Annotated in this window: 16 protein-coding genes, 1 tRNA gene and 3 pseudogenes; 18 read left to right on the top strand and 2 right to left on the bottom strand. The window is 68.2% G+C overall.

All coding sequences use genetic code 11. From position 1 onward, the window contains the following. Positions 1 to 6 precede the first annotated feature (6 nt). From AB0M62_RS21795 to AB0M62_RS21775, 5 genes and pseudogenes are all read left to right on the top strand, one after another. Complete coding sequence (locus AB0M62_RS21795; protein ID WP_366075923.1) at positions 7 to 579, top strand: hypothetical protein; 573 nt, start codon at positions 7 to 9, stop codon at positions 577 to 579. A 20-nt stretch (positions 580 to 599) separates the two neighbouring features. Continuing rightward, positions 600 to 899, top strand: coding sequence for an RNase A-like domain-containing protein (locus AB0M62_RS21790; protein ID WP_366075922.1), 300 nt, complete (start codon positions 600 to 602; stop codon positions 897 to 899). A 12-nt stretch (positions 900 to 911) separates the two neighbouring features. After that, complete coding sequence (locus tag AB0M62_RS21785; RefSeq protein WP_366075921.1) at positions 912 to 1,577, top strand: contact-dependent growth inhibition system immunity protein; 666 nt, start codon at positions 912 to 914, stop codon at positions 1,575 to 1,577. A 35-nt stretch (positions 1,578 to 1,612) separates the two neighbouring features. After that, positions 1,613 to 1,771: pseudogene (locus tag AB0M62_RS21780) on the top strand (site-specific integrase); the annotation flags it as partial. A gap of 425 nt (positions 1,772 to 2,196) precedes the next feature. Beyond that, positions 2,197 to 4,281 (top strand): serine/threonine-protein kinase, encoded by a 2,085-nt coding sequence (locus AB0M62_RS21775; RefSeq protein WP_366075920.1) that lies wholly within the window; start codon positions 2,197 to 2,199, stop codon positions 4,279 to 4,281. Between the two features lie 3,281 nt (positions 4,282 to 7,562). Here the strand turns inward: AB0M62_RS21775 and AB0M62_RS21770 are convergent. Then, a complete protein-coding gene (locus AB0M62_RS21770) occupies positions 7,563 to 8,048 on the bottom strand; it encodes a lactococcin 972 family bacteriocin (RefSeq protein WP_366075919.1) in 486 nt (161 codons plus the stop codon). Positions 8,049 to 8,372: 324 nt separating this feature from the next. On the opposite strand from AB0M62_RS21770, the pseudogene AB0M62_RS21765 reads away from it, so the two are divergent. Then, positions 8,373 to 8,526, top strand: a pseudogene (locus AB0M62_RS21765) (IS5/IS1182 family transposase); the annotation flags it as partial. 175 nt (positions 8,527 to 8,701) lie between these two features. Continuing rightward, positions 8,702 to 8,926 (top strand): annotated as a pseudogene (locus tag AB0M62_RS21760) (restriction endonuclease); the annotation flags it as partial. A gap of 164 nt (positions 8,927 to 9,090) precedes the next feature. Here the strand turns inward: AB0M62_RS21760 and AB0M62_RS21755 are convergent. Continuing rightward, positions 9,091 to 9,162: transfer RNA gene (locus tag AB0M62_RS21755), tRNA-Arg, on the bottom strand. Between the two features lie 168 nt (positions 9,163 to 9,330). Between AB0M62_RS21755 and AB0M62_RS21750 the strand changes: the two genes are divergently transcribed. The 11 genes from AB0M62_RS21750 to prfA all read left to right on the top strand — a co-directional run bounded on the left by AB0M62_RS21750 (position 9,331) and on the right by prfA (position 23,568). Then, positions 9,331 to 9,825 (top strand): response regulator, encoded by a 495-nt coding sequence (locus AB0M62_RS21750; RefSeq protein WP_366075918.1) that lies wholly within the window; start codon positions 9,331 to 9,333, stop codon positions 9,823 to 9,825. Between the two features lie 70 nt (positions 9,826 to 9,895). Then, on the top strand, positions 9,896 to 10,972 hold the full coding sequence (nrtL, locus tag AB0M62_RS21745) for an ArgS-related anticodon-binding protein NrtL (RefSeq protein ID WP_366075917.1): 1,077 nt from the start codon (positions 9,896 to 9,898) through the stop codon (positions 10,970 to 10,972). A 16-nt stretch (positions 10,973 to 10,988) separates the two neighbouring features. Continuing rightward, positions 10,989 to 12,380: a diaminopimelate decarboxylase gene (gene lysA, locus AB0M62_RS21740; RefSeq protein WP_366075915.1), complete on the top strand. Its 1,392-nt coding sequence runs from the start codon at positions 10,989 to 10,991 to the stop codon at positions 12,378 to 12,380. A gap of 123 nt (positions 12,381 to 12,503) precedes the next feature. Continuing rightward, a complete protein-coding gene (locus AB0M62_RS21735) occupies positions 12,504 to 13,793 on the top strand; it encodes a homoserine dehydrogenase (protein ID WP_366075971.1) in 1,290 nt (429 codons plus the stop codon). Positions 13,794 to 13,799: 6 nt separating this feature from the next. Beyond that, on the top strand, positions 13,800 to 14,891 hold the full coding sequence (gene thrC / locus AB0M62_RS21730) for a threonine synthase (protein ID WP_366075913.1): 1,092 nt from the start codon (positions 13,800 to 13,802) through the stop codon (positions 14,889 to 14,891). A 244-nt stretch (positions 14,892 to 15,135) separates the two neighbouring features. After that, positions 15,136 to 16,053: a homoserine kinase gene (gene thrB / locus AB0M62_RS21725; protein ID WP_366075912.1), complete on the top strand. Its 918-nt coding sequence runs from the start codon at positions 15,136 to 15,138 to the stop codon at positions 16,051 to 16,053. Between the two features lie 391 nt (positions 16,054 to 16,444). Further along, the gene (gene rho / locus AB0M62_RS21720; protein WP_366075911.1) at positions 16,445 to 18,568 is read left to right on the top strand and encodes a transcription termination factor Rho; all 2,124 of its coding nucleotides are present in this window, start codon (positions 16,445 to 16,447) and stop codon (positions 18,566 to 18,568) included. Between the two features lie 280 nt (positions 18,569 to 18,848). Then, the gene (locus AB0M62_RS21715; RefSeq protein WP_366075910.1) at positions 18,849 to 20,570 is read left to right on the top strand and encodes a trypsin-like serine protease; all 1,722 of its coding nucleotides are present in this window, start codon (positions 18,849 to 18,851) and stop codon (positions 20,568 to 20,570) included. A gap of 252 nt (positions 20,571 to 20,822) precedes the next feature. Continuing rightward, positions 20,823 to 21,929, top strand: a complete 1,107-nt coding sequence (locus AB0M62_RS21710) for an LCP family protein (protein ID WP_366075909.1) — start codon at positions 20,823 to 20,825, stop codon at positions 21,927 to 21,929. A 202-nt stretch (positions 21,930 to 22,131) separates the two neighbouring features. After that, the gene (rpmE, locus tag AB0M62_RS21705; RefSeq protein ID WP_366075908.1) at positions 22,132 to 22,356 is read left to right on the top strand and encodes a 50S ribosomal protein L31; all 225 of its coding nucleotides are present in this window, start codon (positions 22,132 to 22,134) and stop codon (positions 22,354 to 22,356) included. A 132-nt stretch (positions 22,357 to 22,488) separates the two neighbouring features. Continuing rightward, complete coding sequence (prfA, locus tag AB0M62_RS21700; RefSeq protein WP_366075907.1) at positions 22,489 to 23,568, top strand: peptide chain release factor 1; 1,080 nt, start codon at positions 22,489 to 22,491, stop codon at positions 23,566 to 23,568. Positions 23,569 to 23,631 lie beyond the last annotated feature (63 nt).

Here is a 23,631-nt window from a genome sequence, read left to right as displayed (position 1 = left end):
AAGCACATGACCGTGGACCAGCTCACCTGGGCGACCATCACGGAGAAGCTGTACGACGGCGCGTTCGCGTACATCGCCACCGGACCGCGGACAAGCGACGACTGGCGGCTCGACGTCCTGACGATCATGGGGCGGAGGGCAGCGGACCCGCGGGGCTGGTCGGTGCTGGACGACTGCCCGGCCGGCTACGCGGAGCAGGGAGGGGAGGAGCCTCCCTACCCCTTCCTGCCACCATCGCCAGAGGTGCTGACCGGGTACCTCCATGAGATCACCCCGGAGGCCGCCGCCGAGCAGCTGATCGCCATGGCATCGCCGGGCTGCATGCTGCCGGCATCCCTCATGGAGTTCGACGAGAGTGCCGACGAGCTGCTGACGATGGCCCGTACCCTGCTGTCCCGGTTCGAGCCCGGCGCCACGTACCGGACCAACGTCGGACAGGCTGCCGGTAATCGTCACCCGGACTTCAGCTCCAGCTTCCGGTCCTGGCACCCGATGACCGTCTACAACGAGGACATCGGTCTCGTCGTCGTCTCCGACGACGAGGTCGGGCTGTTCTGGACCTTCGCGCCCGAGTACTGAACCCACGAGAGAATGGCCTCATGCTGACCCGTTCCGCCACCTACCCCGACCGGGAAACCGCCCAGTGGGCCACCCAGCAGGTCGTGACCGCCAACGAGCAGGTCATCCACCGCTGGCTTGCACAGGGCACCCGTGCGCGGCTCACCATCGAGGCGGCCTGGCCGTCCCGCGAGGAGCCCGTCGGACGGGTGTTGCTGGAGGCGATGATGCTCGCCGGGCGGGAGCCCGTCGATGTTCGGGCGGCCCGTGTCGTGCTGCGCCGGGAGCCGGCCAGCCCGCACGGCTTCGTCGTCCAGACCACCCTCCCGTTCTACCTGTAGAGGCCAGCGACCGTGTCCATGAAGCCCCTCCAACACGACCGGCGCTTCGGCGAGCTCGACCAGGTGCTGCGCGCTTACCTCGGGCAGCCCGCCGACGACACCCCCGAGAAGCGCAGCGCTGCCCTCGACGCGTACCTGCGCCACACCTGGCACACGCGCCCCTGGGCCATCGCCGAGGCCGAGCGCCAACTGCGCGAGTACAGCCGAAACCCACCGGGCCGGCTGCGGCTGAACCTGGGAGAGTTCTACGCCGTCCCCGACACCGGCCTGCCCGAGGCCGCGATCCAGGAATGGCTGCTCGTCCTCGCCGACCACCTCAAGAAGAGCGTCGAGACCGGCGAGGTCCCGCCGCCCCCGACCACCCCGCAGACCCACTGGGAGTGGCACGCCCGCTTCCCGGAGGCCGCGCAGCTCCTCGGCGGCTGGTTCTCCCAGGACATCGTGGACGAGTTCCCCGACCACGAGGCCGCCCTCGCCGACTACATCGCCACCACCCACCCCCAGCTTTCCGCCCGGCTCTGCGGTGAGCTGAACGAACTCCTCGCCCTCCCCCTCGACGAATCCGACTACGCCCTGGCCGCCGCCGAACTCGGCATGGAGGCGGCACCGCCGCCACCTCACTCGTACGGCGCCTGGTTCCAGTCGGTAGCCACCCAGCTGGCGCACGCCGGCGGCTGACGTCCGCCGGACAAACAACAGTGCCGCAGCCCATCCTGTCGACATGGCTCAATGCCGGTGTCGATGCCACTGAGGTGGCCGAGCGCGCAGGCAACAGTGTTGAGGTGCTGCTGAGTCGGTATGCCAAGTGTCTCGACGGCCGTCAGGAAGTGGCGAATCGGCGCATCGAGGACCTGCTCCGCGAATACGAGTGATGTCGACGGGCGCCGTGTTGGAGGGCCGGAGGATGACAGCCGGGCGCCGTGTGGAGGCAACTGAGGTTGCCGAGCGGGCGGGCAACAGCGTGGAGGTCCTGCTGAGTTGGTACGTGAAGTGCCTCGACGGCCGGCAGGAGGTCGCCAACCGCCGTATCGAGGACCTGCTGCGTGAGTACGAGTGCAAGCGCCTCGGAGGTATGGGTTGCCGGGCGGCAGGGAGCAGCGCGAGTGTGTCCGGCCCGGAGCACCCACCGTCTGCGTACGGGCGGGTCGTCGTCCCCGTCACCGTGCACACGGAACATACGCGAGCTACGCGCGTTCTGGGTGACTTGCCGATCTTCGGGCGATATGGGATACGTGGAGAGGGACGTTTCAATACTTGCTGAGGACCCCTGCTGGCCCATCCTGGAAGAGGGAGCGCCATGACAGGAGCGTACGAGGCCGCCGGGCGCGTGATCACCGGGCGCTACCGGCTCCTGCGCCGGCTTGGAGTCGGCGGCATGGGGCGCGTGTGGCTGGCCTATGACCAGGAACTGGCGTGCGAGGTCGCGCTCAAGGAGATCCTCCTGCCGCCGGACGTCCCAGAACGAGAGGTCGGCGCCAAGATCGCGAGGGCCCGCGGCGAAGCGCGGCACGCCGCCCGGCTGCGCAACCACCCCCATGTCGTCACCGTGCACGACATCGTGGAGGAGGGCGGCCTGCCGTGGATCGTCATGGAGTTCGTGCCCGGCGCCATGGACCTGGAGGCGGTGGTGCACGAGCGGGGGCCGCTGCCGCCCGCCGACGTCGCCCGGATCGGGCTGGCGGTCCTCCAAGCCCTGCTGGAGGGCCACCGGCTCGGCATCCTGCACCGGGACGTCAAACCGGCCAACATCCTGGTGACTCACCCCGACCCGCAGTCCTCGTACCTCACGGAGGGTGGCCGGGTGCTTCTGGCCGACTACGGCATCTCGCTGGAGCCGAGCTCCGGAGAGATCCGCCTGACCGGCACCTTGGAGATCCTCGGGACCCCGCGCTTCATGGCCCCGGAGCGGGTTCACAGCCAGGTGCCCACGCCGGCCGCCGACCTGTTCTCACTCGGCGCCACCCTGTACTTCGTGCTCGAGGGAACCGGCCCCTTCGACCGCGACTCCGCCCTCACCACGCTGAGCGCCCTGCTGTTCGAGTCTCCCATCCCGCCGCACCAGGCATCGGAGCTGACCCCGGTCCTCCTCGGGCTGCTGGTCAAGGACCCCGCGGAGAGGATGGACGGCGACGAGGCCGCCCAGCGGCTCACCTCCATCGCCGCCCAGCCCCAACCGTTCCCTTCGCAGCAACCGGTTCTCCCTCCGGTGATGCCGCCGCCCGAGCGACCTCCCGCCTCGAAGCCGCCGCGCCCCGGGGAATCCGTCCCGACGACCGAGCACGAGCCGCCGGCCGAGCCGGAGGAACTGACCGGCCCGCCCCCAGGACCGCTGCCGCGCGAAGGTGACGAGGCTCGGCCCCGCCCGCCGCGGCCCAGACACCGACGGGCCAGGCTCATTGCGGGCGTGGCGTTGGCGGCGCTGGCCGCGGGGGGCGGCGGCGTCTACCTGGCACAGTGCCGCTCCCCGAGTTCTGAACCCCTCGCACCGACATCCGTGCTCTCGATCCGGGTCGGCAACTCCCCGCACGGGGTGGCGGCGTCTCCGGATGGGCGCCAGGGCTATGTGGCCAACTTCACCTCGGGTTCGGTGTCGGTGATCGACGCCGCTACGAACCGCACTGTGGGCAGCCCCATCCCCGTCGGCGACGCCCCGGAGGGGGTGGCGGTGTCGCCGGACGGGCGCCGGGTCTACGTGACCAACAGCTCCTCGGGTTCGGTGTCGGTGATCGACGCCACGAGGAACCGCACGGTGGGCAGCCCCATCCCCGTCGGCGACACCCCGGAGGGGGTGGACGTGTCGCCGGATGGGAGCCGGGTCTACGTGGCCAACGGGAGTTCGCGTTCGGTGTCGGTGATCGACACCGCTACGAACCGCACGGTCGGCAGCCCCGTCTCCGTCGGCCGCTTCCCGCAGGGGGTGGTGGTGTCGCCGGATGGGCGCCGGGTCTACGTGACCAACTTGGGCTCGGCGTCGATGTCGGTGATCGATACTGCGACGAACCGCACGGTGGGCAGCCCCGTCTCCGTCGGCCGCTTCCCGGATGGGGTGGACGTGTCGCCGGATGGGCGCCGGGTCTACGTGGCCAACGGGAGCTCGCGTTCGGTGTCGGTGATCGATACTGCGACGAATCGCACGGTGGGCAGCCCTGTCTCCGTCGGCGACACCCCGGCGGGGGTGGCGGCGTCCCCGGACGGGAGCCGGGTCTACGTGGCCAACGGCAACTCGAGTTCGGTGTCGGTGATCGACACCGCTACGAACCGAACGGTGGGCAGCGCCGTCTCCGTCGGCTCCCGCCCGGCGGGGGTGGCGGTGTCCCCGGATGGGCGCCGGGTCTACGTGACCAACGGGAGCTCGCGGTCGGTGTCAGTAATCACGTTCTAGTGGCTCGGCTCGCGTCGTTGGCCGGGTAATCGTCGTGCTGCCCGGCGGCCGGCAGGCAGGCTCCACAGGCTGATCGCCCGCGTCCGGCCGGCCAACGTCGCCTCCCAACGCGTGGCGGTCCGGGCCGGTCTGACCCGGGCGGAACACCTCGACGCAACCGGATATGACGGCTTCGACTGGATCTACGCAGCGACGCCGAACCAGACTCCGAGCAAGGGCGGCCCTCACCGAAGACCACAGCTATGGCCGTCCAACGTTCCGAGCCGAGTCACAGACAACGTCTCCCCGGAGCGCGACTGACCCGCGCAGGCGTGGCGCGATCTTTGTCCGGTGGCCTGCTCGTGCGGCGGTCCCACACGGCTAATGCCGGGCGCAGGCCAGGAAACTGATGACCAGTCCGCTATCCACAAGCGATGGGATTCCGGCCGTCCAGCTGCGTCCGACGCGTTCAGCGGTTGGCCGTCGGCTCAGTAGTACCGAGGGGGACCGGCTCCTCACGCCGTAGCGGAACCGTGCAAGTGCTTCTTCCGCGCAGCGCACAGGCCCCTCGACAAGTCCTGTTGCTGCAGCTCAGAAGCGCTTCTCGGGCTTGTCATCTCGCCTTGAGCGGCACACTTGGCAGCGTGAGGCCCACTGGTCAGTGACATCACCGGGTCTGGTGACGACGCGAGGTCGGTGGTGGTTGTCCCAGTCATGGCGGGGTGCAGCCCGACGGGTCCCAGATCCGCACGTGGTTCTCGTCGTAGTGGTAGCCCGTGCAGGGCTCCTGTGGTGCCGCCCTCGACGATTCCACCGTGGCCTTCGCTGTCTGAGGCACCGCCTCGGCGCCAGCCACGCCCACCGTTCCGGCGATCAGCGCAGCAGCGCAAGACGCGCCGACGAGGTGTCGCATGCGTTTCTGGCTTCTTATCGCCATGGTTGTCTCCTTTTGGATAAATGTGCCACCTTTCCACCAGCGTGGGAGCTCGGCCATGACGGTGTCAACGGCCATTGAGGAAGTCGCAGGTGGGAGGCGAGCCGGGCCGGCCCTGTCTGGCCCGGTCCACGCCGCTTCAGGCAACTGCCGTACTTCTGGAATCCACCGCCACTGGTCGAGTGACGGCGGGCGCGCTCACGCGTTCCCTGGCCCCTGGGCGGCGCGTCCGGGACCCTCCGTCATCTGCGGTGTTGACCTGGACCGATGCCTCAAGATCCTGTCCACGTATTGTCCACAGACCCTGTCCTAGCCTCCCTGTTTCGCTTCGGGTGGCTGAGCTGGTCTGGTCGCGGTGAAGTGGTGGTTTCGGTTGCTCGTGGCTGGGTGGGGATGGCTGAGGCCCGACGCGCGGATCGGGGTCTCCAGGGTTCCTCGGGTGGTGGGTGGGCAGGGACGGATGCCGTGGTTCAGGTGGCCGGCCCGAGTACGAAGCCGTTTGGAGGAGCGTCCTCACCCTTGCCGGGCAACCGCTGCCGTGGTGGCCCTCGCTGCTGCGGTTGCCTGAACTTGTAAGGGCGGCCGGACTCTCCGACGATCACTGTCCAAGTGCCGGCCGAAGACCGCGAAATGGTTCTGCGACGGGCTGCGCAGAACACAGCCTTCACCGAGCAAGCCTGTACTGCGCTCTTAGACATGGCCAACATCATTTGCAATGATCGGGTCGATAGCGTCAAGAGTGAGAGCAGAATCTTCGGCCAGACGCCGGGGCGACGAGAATCGAGGCACCTCGTGATCGCCGCAAGACCCGACACCGGAACGCACCCAATTCCAACAGTTGAGGACCGGGAGCTCCTAAATCGGGCTGGAAGGCTATCGGGAATAGCAGTGAACCCGATGCTACCGCCGTCCTAGTAGTGGCTCTCGCGCTCGATCCGGGGCTTCTGCCGTACGGAACTACAACAGAGGTCTCACAGGCCCACGAGGTCGTTGAGCGGTGGACCGGGCGCCTTGTTCCCTGTGACCCGACCGCTGGACACGTCACCCTCGCTCGTGCCGAAGATGATGCAACGGATAGCTTCTTTGTTGATCCCCCGACCGGAATGCCAGCAGTCCGTACACGCGACGGCAGTGGCGGGCATGGAAATTGGCGTTTCTACGCCCCGCTGACACTTCCTGCGAATGGCGAACTCGCCTCAGTTGTACTACAGGAATGAGTGTGGATTACGACCAACGAAGGCCTCGTCTACCCTGCACCGTGCGACTCCTCCGAACGACTGTGGTGGGGGGATGGGCGGGGTGACCGCCCTACTGAGGTCGCGTACGTCGTTGACCTCCTCCTCGATGAGCTGGGGGCCACAGTCGGCAGGGCTGAACATTGGAGCCTGGCTCCGCCCGGCCTAGTCTCACTCTTCAGCGAGGAGCACCCGGCGGGGACGGAGCTCACGCGCATGAGCTTGCTTCGCGCTCGGCTGAGCGAAACCTCGGGGCGAGCGTAGCGATTCCCCGCAGAGACGGATCAGCACGGAACGTTCGGGCCTGTGGATAACGTCATAACGAGGCGTCAGAGACGCCGTGCAGGCGCGGCAGCTTCCGTTCGCCCGTCGGCTCGGCTACGCCGAACGCGCCAGCTCCACACCGTGTGTCCCATGAGAGCCACGGCGACGACGCATGCTTCGACGCGAGTTACGTTCCAGGTTATGGCGAAAACCGAACCCTGCGAGTCCGCCTCTACGCTCAATCGCTGAGTCGCCTCGAAGAAGGCGATCAATGGAACAAGCAGACGGAACAGAAGGCCACCAACTCCGGGCGTTCGCGCTACGTTCCCCATGAGTCCCACAGGCGCACCAAACACGAAAGCCGCTATTCCCCACACGAGAATTTGCCCCTCGCTGGAGGCGCCAGATTCCATTCCAGCCGGAATGGAGGTGGCGGGTTCCATTCCGGCCGGAATGGTGGGATTCATATCCTTGAAAAGGTAGTATGTGACTACACCGATGGCCAATCCCAAAGACGCCAGCAATGCCGACTCGATTTTAGATCGGCGAAAATAGCCCACCAGCAATGCATAGCAGGCCCACGGCCAACCACTAGAAAAAACAATACTCACGGCGGCACAAACGGGATTGTCCCATTTCCCGGCAACGGGTCCCACTAGGCCAAGTAGCAAACCCGCTCCGAGAGGCACAGTGACCGGCACAACGCGAGCACGCGTAAATCGTATGATTACTCTTCCCCCGTTCGGTGGGTAAGTCCGAGTTGGAGGTGGCGCCACTCCGGGGCTACGCGGGCAACCGAACAGCCCCAGAGTGGCTCGCCAACCTACCGCACCTTCCGAGGAGTTACCGCTCGGTTCGGCGATCAGAACTTAATCGACGCTGTAGTAGGTGGAGCAGGTGTAGGCGAGACCCGCAGTGAGGTTCGCGTTAGAGGTGTTGCCGGCTGCGGCCCAAGCGCGACGCGTCTTGCCCGCGAGCTTCACCGTGGACGAATGCCCTTTTGTGTGGTGATAGTAATTCGAGTAGCAGTACTTATTGACTACCCCGGCGCTGACCTCTCTTGCGTACCAGCCGTAACACCAGGTGCCACCGCTGGACGGGCTGAGGCATGCCTCCGACTGCGGGCTAAAAGAGTCCGTCGAAGCGTCCATCTTGAACGTCACCACACCCCATTCAGAGGGGTTGCCCAGCCCTGCAGGCGGTTGGGTACCGTCCGCGCGGTGGTGGACGGTGACGGTGGCTCCGGAGGCGCTGGCGGTTGCAGACGCGTCCGCGGTGGCCGGCGCCGCGAGTCCTACAGCCGCAATGGCTGCGCCCGCGATGGCGAAAGCGACGGATCTACCGCCAATCTTCACGAAATTCCCTCCCCTGATTCCCCCTGTTGGGAACGGGAGAGATCCTTCACGGGTCCGCACCTGCCAGCAAAGGGAAATTGAACCTGTTGACTCAAAACTCCTCTGGCCGATTCATGTCCCATCGTCTGAATAATCTGCATTCCTCATCGCCTGTTTTAAGATGATTAGTCAGGCTGCCCAGTCCGACACCTCAGTCATCCATCGCCTTCAGTGCTGATCGGTGGCCGATACCTAACGTTCGTTTGGCCTATTGCGTCGGCATGCCCACCCGTCCCGTTCGCGCGATCCCGGACGCAGACGACCGCCCGGCGGCGAACCTCCGCGACTCAGCCAACGGTCAACCGGGCACTGGCTATCTCCCGCGCACCCGTCGAACGCGGCATGGCACGACTGAAGTCCTGGCGGATCTTCCGGATCACGGGGCAGCCCCAATCGAATGACGTCCATCGCCAATGCCGTCCTCACTCTGGAGACGTAACGCTGGAAAGGCTCACTGGTCAGCACCGGTGGCGATGGCGTGTGCGTAGTTCTCGAGGGCGGGTCTGTCAAACGAACTTTTTACAGACCCTGGTAGGGGCCGAGGCCCTGCAGCGGGAGACGTGTTCCCCCGTGAGGATCGGCACGAGTGAGGGCGCGAAGAGCGGCGCAAGGCGGACCTGCACGTGCTCAACGGCACTGGACGGCAGTTGCACGGGGGCGACGTGGTGGTCCTGGTGACGAACGGACGCTTCACCTCGGGATGCCCGCCTCTGGCCAAGTCTCAGAGGCTGCACCTGGTGGACCGCCGGACGCTGGGGGAGTGGGTGGCGGGCTCGCGGCCCCTCTGGGAACTTCTGCACAAGCTGCCCCCGCCACGGAATGCGACTTGGCTGTCATGAGCGAGTGGGCGTCACGCCCGATGAGGAGCTGAGGACTCACACGCCACTCACACGCAACCAGTGACAGACAACGACAAAGAGCCGGACCCAGTGAGACTGGGTCCGGCTCTTGATGTCTGGCACTTCCGCAGGTCAGCGGATGATTCACGCTGTTCCGGCCTCTGTGCCCCCGGCAGGATTCGAACCTGCGCACACGGCTCCGGAGGCCGTTGCTCTATCCCCTGAGCTACGGGGGCGTGTCGCCGCCTTGCGGTGCGACGGGTAGAACCCTACCAGCTCCCGCCGGGTCTCCATGAACGGCTTTTCCGGGTCCCCCGCCCCGTCCACCTGGTGTCCCTCCGGCGCGCGCGGGTGTCCCATCCGGCGCATCGGCCCCACTCGGCTCGCTCCGTCCCCCGCACGGGGTGGAAGTGGGCAAAACCCGGACGCAGCCCCGGAACGCAACCTACTCTCGAGTTGTGCCAGGGGCGTCCGGCCGGGTGCTTGTTGTTGACGACAACAAGGTCATTCGGCAGCTGATCAGGGTCAATCTCGAGCTGGAGGGCTTCGAGGTCGTGACCGCGGCCGATGGTGCCGAGTGCCTGGAGATCGTGGATCACGTGCGCCCCGATGTGATCACGCTCGATGTGGTGATGCCGCGCCTCGACGGATTCGGGACCGCCGCGCGGCTCCGTTCCGATCCGCGGACGCGCCATCTGCCGGTCGCCATCGTCAGCGCCTGCACCCAGTACGAAGTGGACAGCGGCGCCGCGGCCGGGGTGGACGCCTTCCTTGCCAAGCCCTTCGAGCCGGCCGAGCTCGTGCGCCTCGTACGACAGCTGATCCGCCGCGAGCCCCAGGACGGTCCGCCGTCCCCCGACGGCAGGCAAGGCGCCGGGGCGGGACACAAGCGCGGCTGACCGCCCTCCCGGCGCCCACATGGCGAAACCGGTTCGCGGAAGGCCCCCCCTCCTCCCATACGCTTGTCCCGTGACCCCCGCCGATCTCTCCCGCATCGTGCTGCGCACCGTGCGCCGCGCCGTCGAGGAGGACGGGCTGCGCGTGGCCGTGCCGGAACGAGTGCAGGTGGAGCGGCCCCGACCTGGCGGGCGGGGGGACTACGCGACCAATGTGGCCCTGCGGCTCGCGCGCGACGCGGGGGTGCCGGCACTGCGGATCGCCGAGACGCTGCGCGCCGGGCTCGCGCAGAGCCCCGGGATCGCCGGGGTCGAGATCACCGGACCCGGGTTCCTCAACATCACCCTGGACACGGACGCGCGCCACGCCCTTGTACGAGAGGTGATGAGGAAGGGCAGCCGGTACGGCCACGGCGATTCCATGAGCGGGCAGGTTCTGCAGTACCGCCACCGTCGGGAGGTCCGTGCCGCCGTTGTCGCCGACTCCGTCGGGCGGATTCTGTGCTCGCAGGGAGCCCTCGTCCGGGTCGCTTGCGACGAGGCCCCCGATCCCGACTGGGCGCTTCTTGGAGTGGCCACCGAGTACGTTTCCGGCTCCGTCGACCCCGAGACCGCCCAGGCCCCCGTACCCGTCACCGCCCCGGCGCCCGTGCCCGTCCGCGAAACCGCCGCGGTCCTGTTGCACAGACTCGGGCCCGACGCCGTCCGCTGGGCGCTGCTGCGGCCCGCCCGTCATGACCGTCCGCAGACCGGGGACGAGTTGCTCGTGCAGCGCGAGAGCAATCCGCTCTTCCGCATCCGGTACGCCCACTCCCGCACCCGCGCGCTCACGCGTGCCGCCACGCAACTGGGCTTCGCCGGCGCGTACGACGAGGCCGTCGACGCCCCGGCTCTCCTCGGCGCGCTGGGCGAGTACCCGACTGTCCTCGCCGCGGCCGCACGGCACCGGGCGCCCGACCGGCTCGCCCGCTGGCTGGAGACGACCGCGGACGCCTTCTTCGACTTCCACGACACCCGGCCGGTGCTGCCCTTCGGGGACGAGAAACCCTCGGCCGCCCACCGATCCCGTCTCGCCCTCGCCGAGGCCGCCGGGACGGTGCTCGCCGGCGGCCTGTCCCTGCTCGGCCTCGACGCACCCGAATACTTGTGACAGAGAGACAAGGACCATGAGTCGTTCCGCACACCCCGCCGGGCCCCGCCACGCCGATGTTCTCCCCGATGGCCACTACTCCGCCCCGCCCACCGACCTCAACGCCCTGGACGCGCACGTGTGGTCGCGTACCGTCGCGCGGAACGAGGACGGCGTCGTCACCGTCGGCGGAATCGAAGTCACGAGGCTGGCGGAGGAGTTCGGCACACCCGCCTATCTCATGGACGAGGCCGACTTCCGGGCCCGCTGCCGCGCCTGGGCCGACGCCTTCGGCAAGGAAGCGGATGTGTTCTACGCCGGAAAGGCGTTCCTCTCCCGGGCCGTTGTGCGGTGGCTGACGGAGGAGGGCCTGAACCTCGACGTCTGTTCCGGGGGCGAGCTGTCCACCGCCCTCGACGCCGGAATGCCCGCCGAGCGCATCGCCTTCCACGGGAACAACAAGTCCGTGGAAGAGATCGAGCGGGCTGTCCGGGACGGTGTGGGACGGATCGTCCTCGACTCCTTCCAGGAGATCGTCCGCGTCGCGCACATCGCGCAGAGCCTCGGCAAGCGCCAGCGCGTACAGATCCGCGTCACGGTCGGCGTCGAAGCGCATACGCACGAGTTCATCGCCACCGCCCACGAGGACCAGAAGTTCGGTATCGCGCTGGCCGGAGGACAGGCTGCCGAGGCCGTGCGCAGGGCCCTCAAGCTGGACGGCCTTGAGCTCATCGGCATCCACTCGCACATCGGGTCACAGATCTTCGACATGGCGGGATTCGAGGTGTCCGCCCGGCGCGTCGTCCAGCTGCTCGCCGAGGTGCGGGACGAGCACGGGGTCGAGCTGCCCGAGATCGACCTCGGCGGGGGCCTTGGAATCGCGTACACCTCGGAGGACGACCCGAGCGAGCCGCACGAGATCGCCAAGCGGCTGACCGAGATCGTCACCCGTGAGTGTGAGGCCGCCGGGCTGACCACCCCCCGGATCTCGGTGGAGCCGGGCCGCGCCGTCGTCGGCCCGACCACCTTCACGCTCTACGAGGTCGGCACCATCAAGCCGCTCGACGGCCTTCGTACGTACGTCAGTGTCGACGGCGGCATGTCGGACAACATCCGTACCGCGCTCTACGACGCCGAGTACAGCGTCGCGCTCGTCTCACGGACGTCGACCGCCGAGCCGATGCTCGTCCGCGTAGTCGGCAAGCACTGCGAGAGCGGCGACATCGTCGTACGCGACGCCTTCCTGCCCGCCGACCTGGCACCCGGCGACCTGATCGCGGTCCCGGCCACCGGCGCCTACTGCCGCTCGATGGCAAGCAACTACAACCACGCCCTCCGGCCGCCGGTCGTCGCGGTCAGAGACGGTGAGGCGCGGGTGATCGTGCGGCGCGAGACGGAGGAGGATCTGCTGCGTCTCGATATCGGCTAATGAAATACACGTCTCGTAATCTGGACAGGGGATAGAAACTCCCGTCCGGTGAGTGAGACTGGTTCCACCGTAGAAGTATGTAGAAGTAACAGGGCTGTGCTGATGAAAGGCGTAGGTCGGATGATGCGTACGCGTCCGCTGAAGGTGGCGCTGCTGGGCTGTGGAGTGGTCGGCTCAGAGGTGGCGCGTATCATGACGACGCACGCCGACGACCTCGCCGCCCGGATCGGGGCGCCGGTGGAGCTCGCCGGCGTCGCCGTCCGCCGGCCCTCCAAGGTCCGCGAGGGCATCGACCCCGCCCTGATCACCACGGATGCCACCGCGCTGGTCAAACGCGGGGACATCGACGTCGTCATCGAGGTCATCGGCGGCGTCGAACCCGCCCGTACCCTCATCACCACCGCGTTCGAGCACGGCGCGAGCGTCGTCTCGGCGAACAAGGCACTGCTGGCCGAGGCAGGTGCGGCGCTGCACGCCGCCGCCGAGGAGCACGGCGCGGACCTGTACTACGAGGCCGCCGTCGCCGGCGCCATTCCCCTTGTACGGCCGCTGCGCGAGTCGCTGGCCGGCGACAAGGTGAACCGGGTCCTGGGCATCGTCAACGGGACGACGAACTTCATCCTCGACAAGATGGACACCTCCGGCGCCGGCTACTCCGAGGCACTCGACGAGGCCACCGCCCTCGGATACGCCGAGGCCGACCCGACCGCCGATGTCGAGGCCTTCGACGCCGCCGCCAAGGCCGCGATCCTGGCCGGCATCGCCTTCCACACCCGGGTCCGCCTCGACGACGTCTACCGCGAGGGCATGACCGAGGTGAGCGCCGCCGACTTCGCCTCCGCCAAGCGGATGGGCTGCACCATCAAGCTGCTCGCCATCCTGGAGCGGGCCGCCGACGGTGAGTCCGTCACCGCGCGTGTCCACCCGGCGATGATCCCGCTCACCCATCCGCTGGCGTCCGTCCGTGAGGCGTACAACGCGGTGTTCGTCGAGGCCGAGGCGGCCGGCCGGCTGATGTTCTACGGACCTGGTGCGGGCGGCTCGCCGACCGCCTCCGCGGTCCTCGGCGACCTCGTAGCCGTCTGTCGCAACAAGGTCGCCGAGACCACCGGCCCCGGCGAGTCCGCGTACACCCAGCTCCCCGTGAGTTCCATGGGCGAGGTCGTCACGCGGTACCACATCAGCCTCGACGTGGCCGACAAACCGGGTGTACTCGCCCAGGTCGCGACGGTCTTCGCCGAGCACGGCGTATCCATCGATACGGTGCGCCAGCAGGGCAAGGACGGCGAGGCCTCCCTTGTCGTGGTCACCCACCGCGCGCCCGACGCAGCCCTCTCCGGGACCGTCGAGGCACTGCGACAGCTCGACACCGTGCGGGGTGTCGCCAGCATCATGCGTGTTGAAGGAGAGTAACCAGCAATGAGCGTCAGTACGCACGGAATTCCGGGCACCAGAACCCATCAGTGGCGCGGCATCATCGAGGAGTACCGCGACCGCCTCCCGGTCAGCGACACGACTCCGGTGGTCACGCTCCGTGAGGGCGGTACGCCTCTCGTCCCCGCTCAGGTCCTCTCCGAGCGCACCGGCTGCGAGGTGCACCTCAAGGTCGAGGGTGCCAACCCGACCGGGTCCTTCAAGGACCGCGGCATGACCATGGCGATCAGCCGGGCCAAGGAGGAGGGCGCGCAGGCCGTCATCTGCGCATCCACCGGCAACACCTCCGCCTCGGCCGCGGCCTACGCGGTACGCGCCGGAATGGTCTGCGCGGTCCTGGTGCCCCAGGGCAAGATCGCGCTGGGCAAGATGGGCCAGGCGCTGGTCCACGGCGCGAAGATCCTCCAGGTCGACGGCAACTTCGACGACTGCCTGACGCTGGCCCGCTGCCTGTCCGACAACTACCCGGTGGCGCTGGTCAATTCGGTCAACCCGGTCCGTATCGAGGGTCAGAAGACAGCGGCCTTCGAGATCGTCGACGCGCTCGGGGACGCGCCGGACATCCACGTCCTGCCGGTCGGCAACGCCGGCAACATCACCGCGTACTGGAAGGGCTACACCGAGTACGCCGGGGACAAGATGGCCACGCACAGCCCGCGCATGTGGGGCTTCCAGGCCTCCGGATCCGCGCCGATCGTGCGCGGTGAGCCGGTCAAGGACCCCTCGACCATCGCCACCGCGATCCGCATCGGCAACCCGGCCTCGTGGCAGTACGCGCTGAACGCACGGGACGAGTCCGGCGGTTTCATCGACGAAGTGACTGACCGCCAGATCCTGGCCGCCTACCGTCTGTTGGCCGCGCAGGAGGGCGTTTTCGTGGAGCCGGCCTCGGCCGCCTCCGTCGCCGGTCTGCTGAAGGCCGCCGAAGAGGGCAAGGTCGACCCGGGCCAGCGGATCGTCTGCACGGTCACCGGAAACGGCCTCAAGGACCCGGACTGGGCCGTCGCCGGAGCCCCCCAGCCGGTCACCGTCCCGGTGGACGCCGCGGCGGCCGCCGAGCGCCTCGGTCTCGCGTAGCTGCGGTCTCGCGCAGCAGCGGACCAAAGCGGATCAAGGCAGAGCAAGACCGTACATAGGAGCACAGGCGGCGTGCGACACGCATCGTGCGCCTCCTGTGCGCCCTATGTCGCGACAGAACCTTCCTTCGATAGGCTGTACTGAACCCGCCCCGCCGCTTTTGCCGCGGTGTTGCCGCAATGGCCCTCGGGTAGTTGGTACATCTTCGAAAATCTCGCAGTCTCACAAGGAGAGTCATCGAGCGATGGCCGGTCCAGCGTTCCGCGCCGCCGCCGTACGGGTGCGCGTCCCCGCCACCAGCGCCAACCTCGGCCCGGGCTTCGACGCCCTGGGCCTGGCCCTGGGGCTCTACGACGACGTGGTCGTCCGGGTGGCCGACTCCGGCCTGCACATCGACATCGCGGGTGAGGGGGCCGGGACTCTTCCGCGCGACGAGAGCCATCTGCTCGTACGCTCCCTGCGCACCGCGTTCGACCTGCTGGGTGGGCAGCCGCGCGGCCTCGAGGTCGTCTGCGCCAACCGCATCCCGCACGGACGCGGCCTCGGGTCCTCCTCGGCCGCCATCTGCGCCGGTATCGTCGCCGCCCGCGCCGTGACAATAGGGGGCGACGCGAAGCTCGACGACGCCGCGCTCCTGGAGCTGGCCACCGAGATCGAGGGCCACCCCGACAATGTCGCCGCCTGTCTCCTCGGCGGCTTCACGCTCGCCTGGATGGACGGCGGAGCGGCCCGGGCCATCAGGATGGATCCCGCGGATTCCATCGTTCCGGTGGTCTTCGTACCCGGAAAGCCGGTCCTGACCGAGACCGCCCGCGGACTTCTGCCCCGCACCGTCCCCCACGTGGACGCGGCGGCCAACGCCGGCCGGGCGGGACTGCTCGTCGAGGCGCTGACCAGGCGCCCCGAGCTGCTGCTGCCGGCCACCGAGGACCGGCTCCACCAGGAATACCGTGCCCCGGCGATGCCGGAGAGCGTGGCCCTGGTCAACCGACTGCGTGCGGACGGCGTCCCCGCGGTCATTTCCGGCGCGGGCCCCACGGTCCTCGCGCTGGCCGAGGACAGTGCGGCCGACAAGGTCGCACAGCTGGCGGGCGAGGGGTGGGCGGCCAACCGGCTGGCTCTCGACGCCGCGGGTGCGAGCGTCCTGCCGCTGGGCTCGTAGGGCTCACGGTGCGGCAGGAGCGCGATTGCCGGTGACGGAGAGGGGGAATGTTTGTTGGATCCGGTAGTGTTAACCTCAAGTCTGCATCCGAAGCCTTCGCGGCTCGGTGCTCAGTGTCCCCATCCGGGACCACCATTCTTCCGGGAGCCTCCCCAACTGCTTTGATCACTGCCAGGCAGTTTCGAGCACGCTCCGGAATCGGCGCGACATTCCCACGCTCTCCGCAGCAGGGGGCTTCTCGCCGGAACCCAAGCACGTTTTTCCTCCTCCGCCGTCGTAACACCGGCGGACCACCGCCCCGGCACGGTCCACAAGCCAAGGACCGCAGTCGGACAGCACAACCGGTCGCCGAGCCAGACAGGCCGACGTCCGCTCCAGGGAAGGACCCTTCGTGAGCGACACCACCGATCTGATGGGCGTGACTGCCGACAACAGTGTCGACACCAGCGCGCCCGCCACAGGTGCTGCCCCTGCCAGTGCCACACGGCGCCGCCGCTCCGGCACCGGCCTCGACGGCATGGTCCTGGCCGAGCTGCAGCAGGTCGCGTCCGGCCTCGGGATCAGGGGCACCGCGCGGATGCGCAAGAGCCAGCTGATCGAGGTCATCAAGGAGGCGCAGGCCGGCGGCTCCTCGTCCGCGGCGAAGAGCGCCGACACTGCCGACGCGGCCGAGACCAAGCCGAAGCGCCGTGCCACGTCCAAGGCGCGTGCGGCTGCCACCGATGCTTCGCAGACGGGTGAGGCGGTCGCGTCCGCGCCCGCCGAGAAGGCGGTGGCCCAGCAGCAGATCGACATTCCCGGTCAGCCGGCCAGCGATGACCAGCCGGCCGGTGAGCGCCGCCGCCGTCGTGCCACCGCGCAGGCGGGCAGCCCCGAGTCGACCGCTGTGATCACCGAAACCCGCCCGGAAACCGCAGTCGGCGACGTCAAGACGGACGCCAAGGCCGCGGCGGAGACCGACAGCAAGGCGGAGGCGTCCGTCGGCGTGTCCTCGCAGGAGACGGCCGACGGCCGTGGCCGGCAGGACCGTCAGCGTGGCGACCGCGGCGACCGCCGTGAGCGTGGCGACCGCGGTGACCGTGGCGACCGCGGTGACCGTGGCGACCGCGGTGAGCGTGGTGGCCAGCGCGAGCGTCGCGACCGCGGCAAGGGCGACGAGCAGGGCGGCCAGCAGGGCGGCCAGCGTCAGCAGCGGGACAACCGTGGCGGCGGCCAGCAGGGCCAGACCCAGGGCCAGCCGCGCGACAACGGTCCGCAGGACGACGACGACTTCGACGGCGGGCGCCGTGGGCGCCGCGGCCGCTACCGCGACCGCCGGGGCCGTCGTGGCCGCGACGAGTTCGGTCCCGGCGAGCCGCAGGTCGCCGACGACGACGTCCTGATCCCCGTCGCGGGCATCCTGGACATCCTCGACAACTACGCGTTCATCCGGACCTCCGGCTACCTGCCCGGTCCGAACGACGTGTACGTCTCACTCGCCCAGGTCCGCAAGAACGGCCTGCGCAAGGGTGACCACGTCACCGGTGCCGTGCGCCAGCCGAAGGAGGGCGAGCGCCGCGAGAAGTTCAACGCGCTCGTACGCCTCGACTCGGCGAACGGCATGGCCGCCGAGTCCGGCCGCGGCCGCCCGGAGTTCCAGAAGCTGACCCCCCTGTACCCGCAGGACCGGCTCCGTCTGGAGACCGACCCGGGCGTACTGACCACCCGCATCATCGACCTCGTGTCGCCGATCGGTAAGGGCCAGCGAGGCCTGATCGTGGCCCCGCCGAAGACCGGCAAGACCATGATCATGCAGGCGATCGCCAACGCGATCACCACCAACAACCCCGAGTGCCACCTGATGGTCGTCCTGGTCGACGAGCGTCCGGAAGAGGTCACCGACATGCAGCGGTCGGTCAAGGGCGAGGTCATCTCCTCGACCTTCGACCGCCCGGCCGAGGACCACACGACCGTCGCCGAGCTGGCCATCGAGCGCGCCAAGCGTCTCGTCGAGCTGGGTCACGACGTGGTCGTCCTGCTGGACTCCATCACCCGCCTGGGCCGTGCCTACAACCTCGCGGCCCCCGCCTCCGGACGCATCCTGTCCGGTGGTGTCGACTCGACCGCGCTGTACCCGCCGAAGCGCTTCTTCGGTGCCGCGCGCAACATCGAGGACGGCGGCTCGCTGACCATCCTGGCCACCGCGCTGGTCGACACCGGCTCGCGCATGGACGAGGTGATCTTCGAGGAGTTCAAGGGCACCGGCAACATGGAGCTCAAGCTCGACCGGAAGCTCGCCGACAAGCGCATCTTCCCCGCCGTGGACGTCGACCCGTCCGGCACGCGCAAGGAAGAGATTCTCCTCAACCCCGAGGAGCTGGCGATTGTTTGGAAGCTGCGCCGGGTGCTGCACGCGCTCGACTCGCAGCAGGCGATCGAACTGCTGCTGGACAAGATGAAGCAGACCAAGTCGAACGCCGAGTTCCTGATGCAGATCGCCAAGACCACGCCGTCCGCCGGCAATGGAAACGACTGATTTCTCTGTAGTTTCTGACACACCATGAAGTCCGCCCCGTCACCCCGGTGACGGGGCGGACTTCTGCCTTGTACGATCAGCGGGCCAAGGTGGGGGGAACGCATTTTCCATGCGTCCGCTGTGCGTACCGCAGCTCTGTGCTGCCCTGATACGACATCGGACCTTTCTCTCTCCTTCGAGCGTTCTGCGGGCCCAGCGATCTTTCCGCTGTGCAGCTGACCGACAGGAGACATGAGTGACATTTTCTCGGTGGAGAGCGCGTACGGCTCTCCCTGCGGCTGTGGCCGCAATAGCGGTGGGCGGCGCGACCATGATCGCCTCGCCCGCCCAGGCTGCGGAGAACCCGCAGCCGAAGATCGAGCAGCCGCTTCCCGCGGTTGTCTCGGACGCCGAACTGGCCGACCGGCAGGCGAAGTTCTGGAAGTCGCAGGACAAGCCGGCCGCCGACCGTCCGGCGGAGATGCGTTCCGGGGAGCCTTCCGAGTCCCCGCGTACCATCGACCCGAAGATCATCGGCGGGGTCAACGCCCCGAGCGGTGAGGCGCCCTGGATGACGCAGCTGTACTACCAGGACGCCGACGGCAACGGCTACTTCTGCGGTGGTGCGCTGATCGCGCCTTCCAAGGTGCTGACGGCCGCGCACTGTGCGTACGGCGTGGACTGGGTCAATACGGGTTACGTCGTCGCCGGCGCCACCCAGCTGGCCACGGAGAGCAGCCTCAACGGGGGCAAGGCCGCCGCGGTCAAGCGCGTGTGGATCAACCCCGGCTACAACGACGACACGCTCAAGGGCGACGTCGCCGTGCTGACGCTGGACCGTCCGCTGCCTTTCAAGACGCTGTCGACGGTCACGCCGACCGACACCGCCTCGTACACGGCGGGCACGAACGCGACCGTGTACGGCTGGGGACGCACCACCGGTACCCCGGGCTCCGGTATCACGGAAACCCTGCAGAAGGCCACGCTGCCGATTCAGGCCGACTCCGCGTGCCCCGGCTTCGCGGGCGGGCAGGACTTCTTCGTCCCGGGTCAGATGCTCTGCGCCGGTAACCCGGCCTCGGGCGCCGACGCCGGTACGGTCTCGCCGTGCAACGGCGACTCCGGTGGTCCGCTGATCGTCAACGGCCGGATCGCCGGCGTGGTGTCCTGGGGCGCGGTCGACTGCGTCGAGAAGGGCGCGCGCAGCGTATACGCCAAGATGAGCGCTTTCTCGGTGCCCGTCACCCGGGTGCTGAACGACGCCAACCTCACCGACGACAACAAGGCGGACCTGTTCGCCCGTAAGTCGGCGGGCGCGGCGTACATCTACACCTCGCGTGGCACCTCGCTGGGCAGTCCGGAAGCGATCGGCGACTGGAGCGGGGTCAACCTGGTCCGCCAGACCGACTTCAACCGGGACAGCAACCAGGACCTGGTCTACCGGATGACCAACGGTGACCTCTACGTCGAGCGCGCTCAGTGGAGCGACACGACGGAGGAGTACACCTGGCTCCGGACCAAGATCGGTGCCGGCTGGCAGACCAAGCGGAACATCACCTTCCCGGGTGACCTCTCCGGTGACCTCGTTCCCGACGTCGTCGCCAGCGACACCGCGGGCAACCTGTTCATGTGGAAGGGCCGGACCAACGGCACCCTCCAGCCCGGCGTCAAGATCGGCTCCGGCTGGTCCACGTACAGCGTGTTCGGCAACGGCGACTTCAGTGGGGACGGCAAGCCGGACCTGATCGCCCGCGACAGCTCCGCCCGTATGTGGATGTACAAGGGTACCGGCTCCGCCACCGCCCCGCTCGGCAGCCGCGTCCTGGCGGGCGCCGGCTGGAAGTTCACCGCTTACGCCACCACCGGTGACATGAGCGGCGACGGCAAGCCCGACTTCATCGTCCGCGACTCCGCAGGCGCCATGTGGGCCTGGAAGGGCACCGGCTCGGCGACGAGCCCGTTCTCCGGAACGCAGAAGATCAAGATCGGTGCCGGCTGGAACGGGTTCAACGTCTTCGGCTAGTCCCGGGAGATCCCCGCCACAGTCACCAGTGGTACCGCCGGACCCGGGGCCATACCCCTCGGCCGGTAGAAACCGCAGGTGAGAGCGGCAAGATCGGCATCATCAGCACCACCCTGTGCCCACCGTGCCCCGCACGGTGGGCACAGCTCGTTGTGCAACCCTTCTCGCTGCTCCGCCGTCTGACAAACGTGGGGCAACCGTGCCTGATCGCCATGGCAGAGGGCATCAACACATCGAGGACTCGAGGATGAGATGACCGAGGAGAGCAGGGGCCGTGGCATACGCGCCACCGGCCGGCGCCGCAAGGAGCACCCCCGGCACCGCAAGGCGCTGACCATCGCTGCCTGGAGCGCCGCGGGCGTGGTGCTGTTCGGCGGGTCCGGGCTCGGTTACCTCTATTTCAAGTTCAACGGGAACATCAAGAGCGTCGACATCGACGCGGCCCTCGGCACCGATCGCCCCGACGACATCGACAACGGCTCGATGGACATCCTCGTCCTCGGCTCCGACTCGCGCTCCGGTGACAATTCGGGTTACGGGACGGACGAGGGCACCGCCCGCTCCGACACCGCGATGGTCCTCCACGTCTACGAGGGCCGCAAGAAGGCGAGCATCGTCTCCATACCGAGAGACACCATGGTCAGCCGGCCTCCGTGCACGACCGAGGAGGGCAAGGCGGATCCGGGCGGGCGTCGCGTGATGTTCAACGAGTCGTACACGACGGGCGGTCCGGCCTGTGCCGTGAAGACCGTCGAGCAGATGTCCGGTATGCGGATGGACCACTACATAGAGGTCGATTTCTCGGGCTTCAAGAAGATCATCGACAAGCTTGGCGGCGTCGACATCACCACCACGCGGGCGATCAAGGACACAAAGAGCCGTCTCGACCTCACGGCCGGCACGCACACGCTGAACGGTGAGGAGGCGCTCAGCCTCGTACGTACGCGCAAGAGCGTGGGCGACGGCAGCGACCTGGGCCGGATCCAGCTGCAGCAGGCCTTCATCAAGGCGCTGATCGAGCAGGTCGAGGACGTCGGTGTCTTCTCGAACCCCAAAAAGCTCTTCGACCTCGCCGACACCGCCACCAAGGCCGTCACGACCGACTCCTCGCTGGACGACGTCAAGTCTCTGATGAGCTTCGCCAACGGGCTCAAGGGCATCGGCGCAGCCAACATGAACATGATCACTCTGCCTGTGCGGTACGACCCGTCGGACCCCAACCGCGTGATCGCACTGGAGAAGGAGTCCCGGCAGGTCTGGGACGCGCTGCGGCTCGACCGGCCGATTCCGGCCTCCGCCACCAAGGACTCGGCGGGCGACAAGGGTGAAACCGCCGGCATCGTGAAGAGCGCGGAATAGCGGCCCGGATCAGCAGGCGGAACAGCACAAACGCAGCGGACGCAACGGCAGTCGGAATAGACGGGCCCCGGTCCCCGTTAAGGGAAACATCTTCAGATTTTGAAGCGCGGGCCGGTCCTGGCAGACTGGTCCGTCGGCCCCGGTTCACGTATTGGCAACTCCGCCCTCACGACCCGGTGCCCTCCCGAAACTAGGAGACACCTTGAAGCGCGAGATCCACCCCGAGTACGTCGAGACCCAGGTCAGCTGCACCTGCGGTGCCGAGTTCACCACCCGTAGCACCATCTCTTCCGGCAACATCCGTGCTGAGGTCTGCTCCGAGTGCCACCCGTTCTACACGGGCAAGCAGAAGATCCTCGACACCGGTGGCCGTGTGGCCCGCTTCGAGGCCCGCTTCGGCAAGGCTGCCGGCTCCGCCGCCAAGTAGCGAGCCAACTGCGCCGGTTCCCGGCCGCCCCCGTGCGGGGCGGCCGGGACCGGCGCTTTGCCGTCCGGCGCCCCCGGCGCCGTCAAGCAGCCGTCCAGCCGTAGTTTTCGTACTTCAATTCAGGAGCCCCCGATGTTCGAGGCGGTCGAGGAACTGGTTGGCGAACACGCCGACCTCGAGAAGAAGCTCGCCGACCCTTCGGTGCACTCCGACCAGGCGAACGCCCGCAAGCTGAACAAGCGCTATGCGGAGCTGACGCCGATCATCGGCACGTTCCGCGCCTGGAAGCAGGCGGGCGACGACATCGAGACCGCGCGTGAGCTGGGTGCCGACGACCCCGAATTCGCCGCCGAGGTGAAGGTGCTGGAGAAGCAGCGCGAGGAGCTCACCGAAAAGCTCCGCCTGCTGCTCGTGCCGCGCGACCCCAGCGACGACAAGGACGTCCTCCTCGAGATCAAGGCGGGCGCGGGCGGCGACGAGTCGGCCCTGTTCGCGGGTGACCTGCTGCGCATGTACCTGCGGTACGCGGAGCGTGTCGGCTGGAAGACCGAGATCATCGACTCCACCGAGTCCGAGCTCGGCGGCTACAAGGACGTCCAGGTCGCGGTGAAGACCAAGGGCGGCCAGGGTGCGACCGAGCCCGGCCAGGGCGTCTGGGCCCGGCTGAAGTACGAGGGCGGAGTGCACCGCGTGCAGCGTGTGCCCGCCACCGAGTCGCAGGGCCGGATCCACACCTCCGCGGCCGGCGTGCTGGTCACGCCCGAGGCCGAGGAGGTCGATGTCGAGATCCACCAGAACGACCTGCGGATCGACGTCTACCGCTCCTCCGGACCCGGCGGCCAGTCGGTCAACACCACCGACTCCGCGGTGCGGATCACCCACGTGCCGACCGGCATCGTCGCCTCCTGCCAGAACGAGAAGAGCCAGCTCCAGAACAAGGAGCAGGCCCTGCGTATCCTGCGCTCGCGGCTGCTTGCCGCCGCCCAGGAGGAGGCCGAGTCGAAGGCGGCGGACGCCCGGCGCAGCCAGGTGCGTACCGTCGACCGCTCCGAGAAGATCCGCACGTACAACTTCCCGGAAAACCGCATCTCGGACCACCGCGTGGGCTTCAAGGCGTACAACTTGGACCAGGTCCTCGACGGCGACCTGGACGCGATGATCCAGGCCTGCGTCGACGCGGACTCGGCCGCCAAGCTCGCGGCCGCCCAGTAGGCCTTGCGGTAAGCCGCCCAGTACTCTGCCGCAACCCCCGCACACTCCCGTCAGACGCGCAAC

Origin of the sequence: Streptomyces sp. NPDC051219 (assembly GCF_040682335.1) — a bacterium.
In the GTDB taxonomy this organism is placed as follows: Bacteria; Actinomycetota; Actinomycetes; order Streptomycetales; family Streptomycetaceae; genus Streptomyces.
The sequence above is the reverse complement of the archived record's forward strand: the minus strand, read 5'-3'. Positions and strand labels throughout refer to the sequence as shown.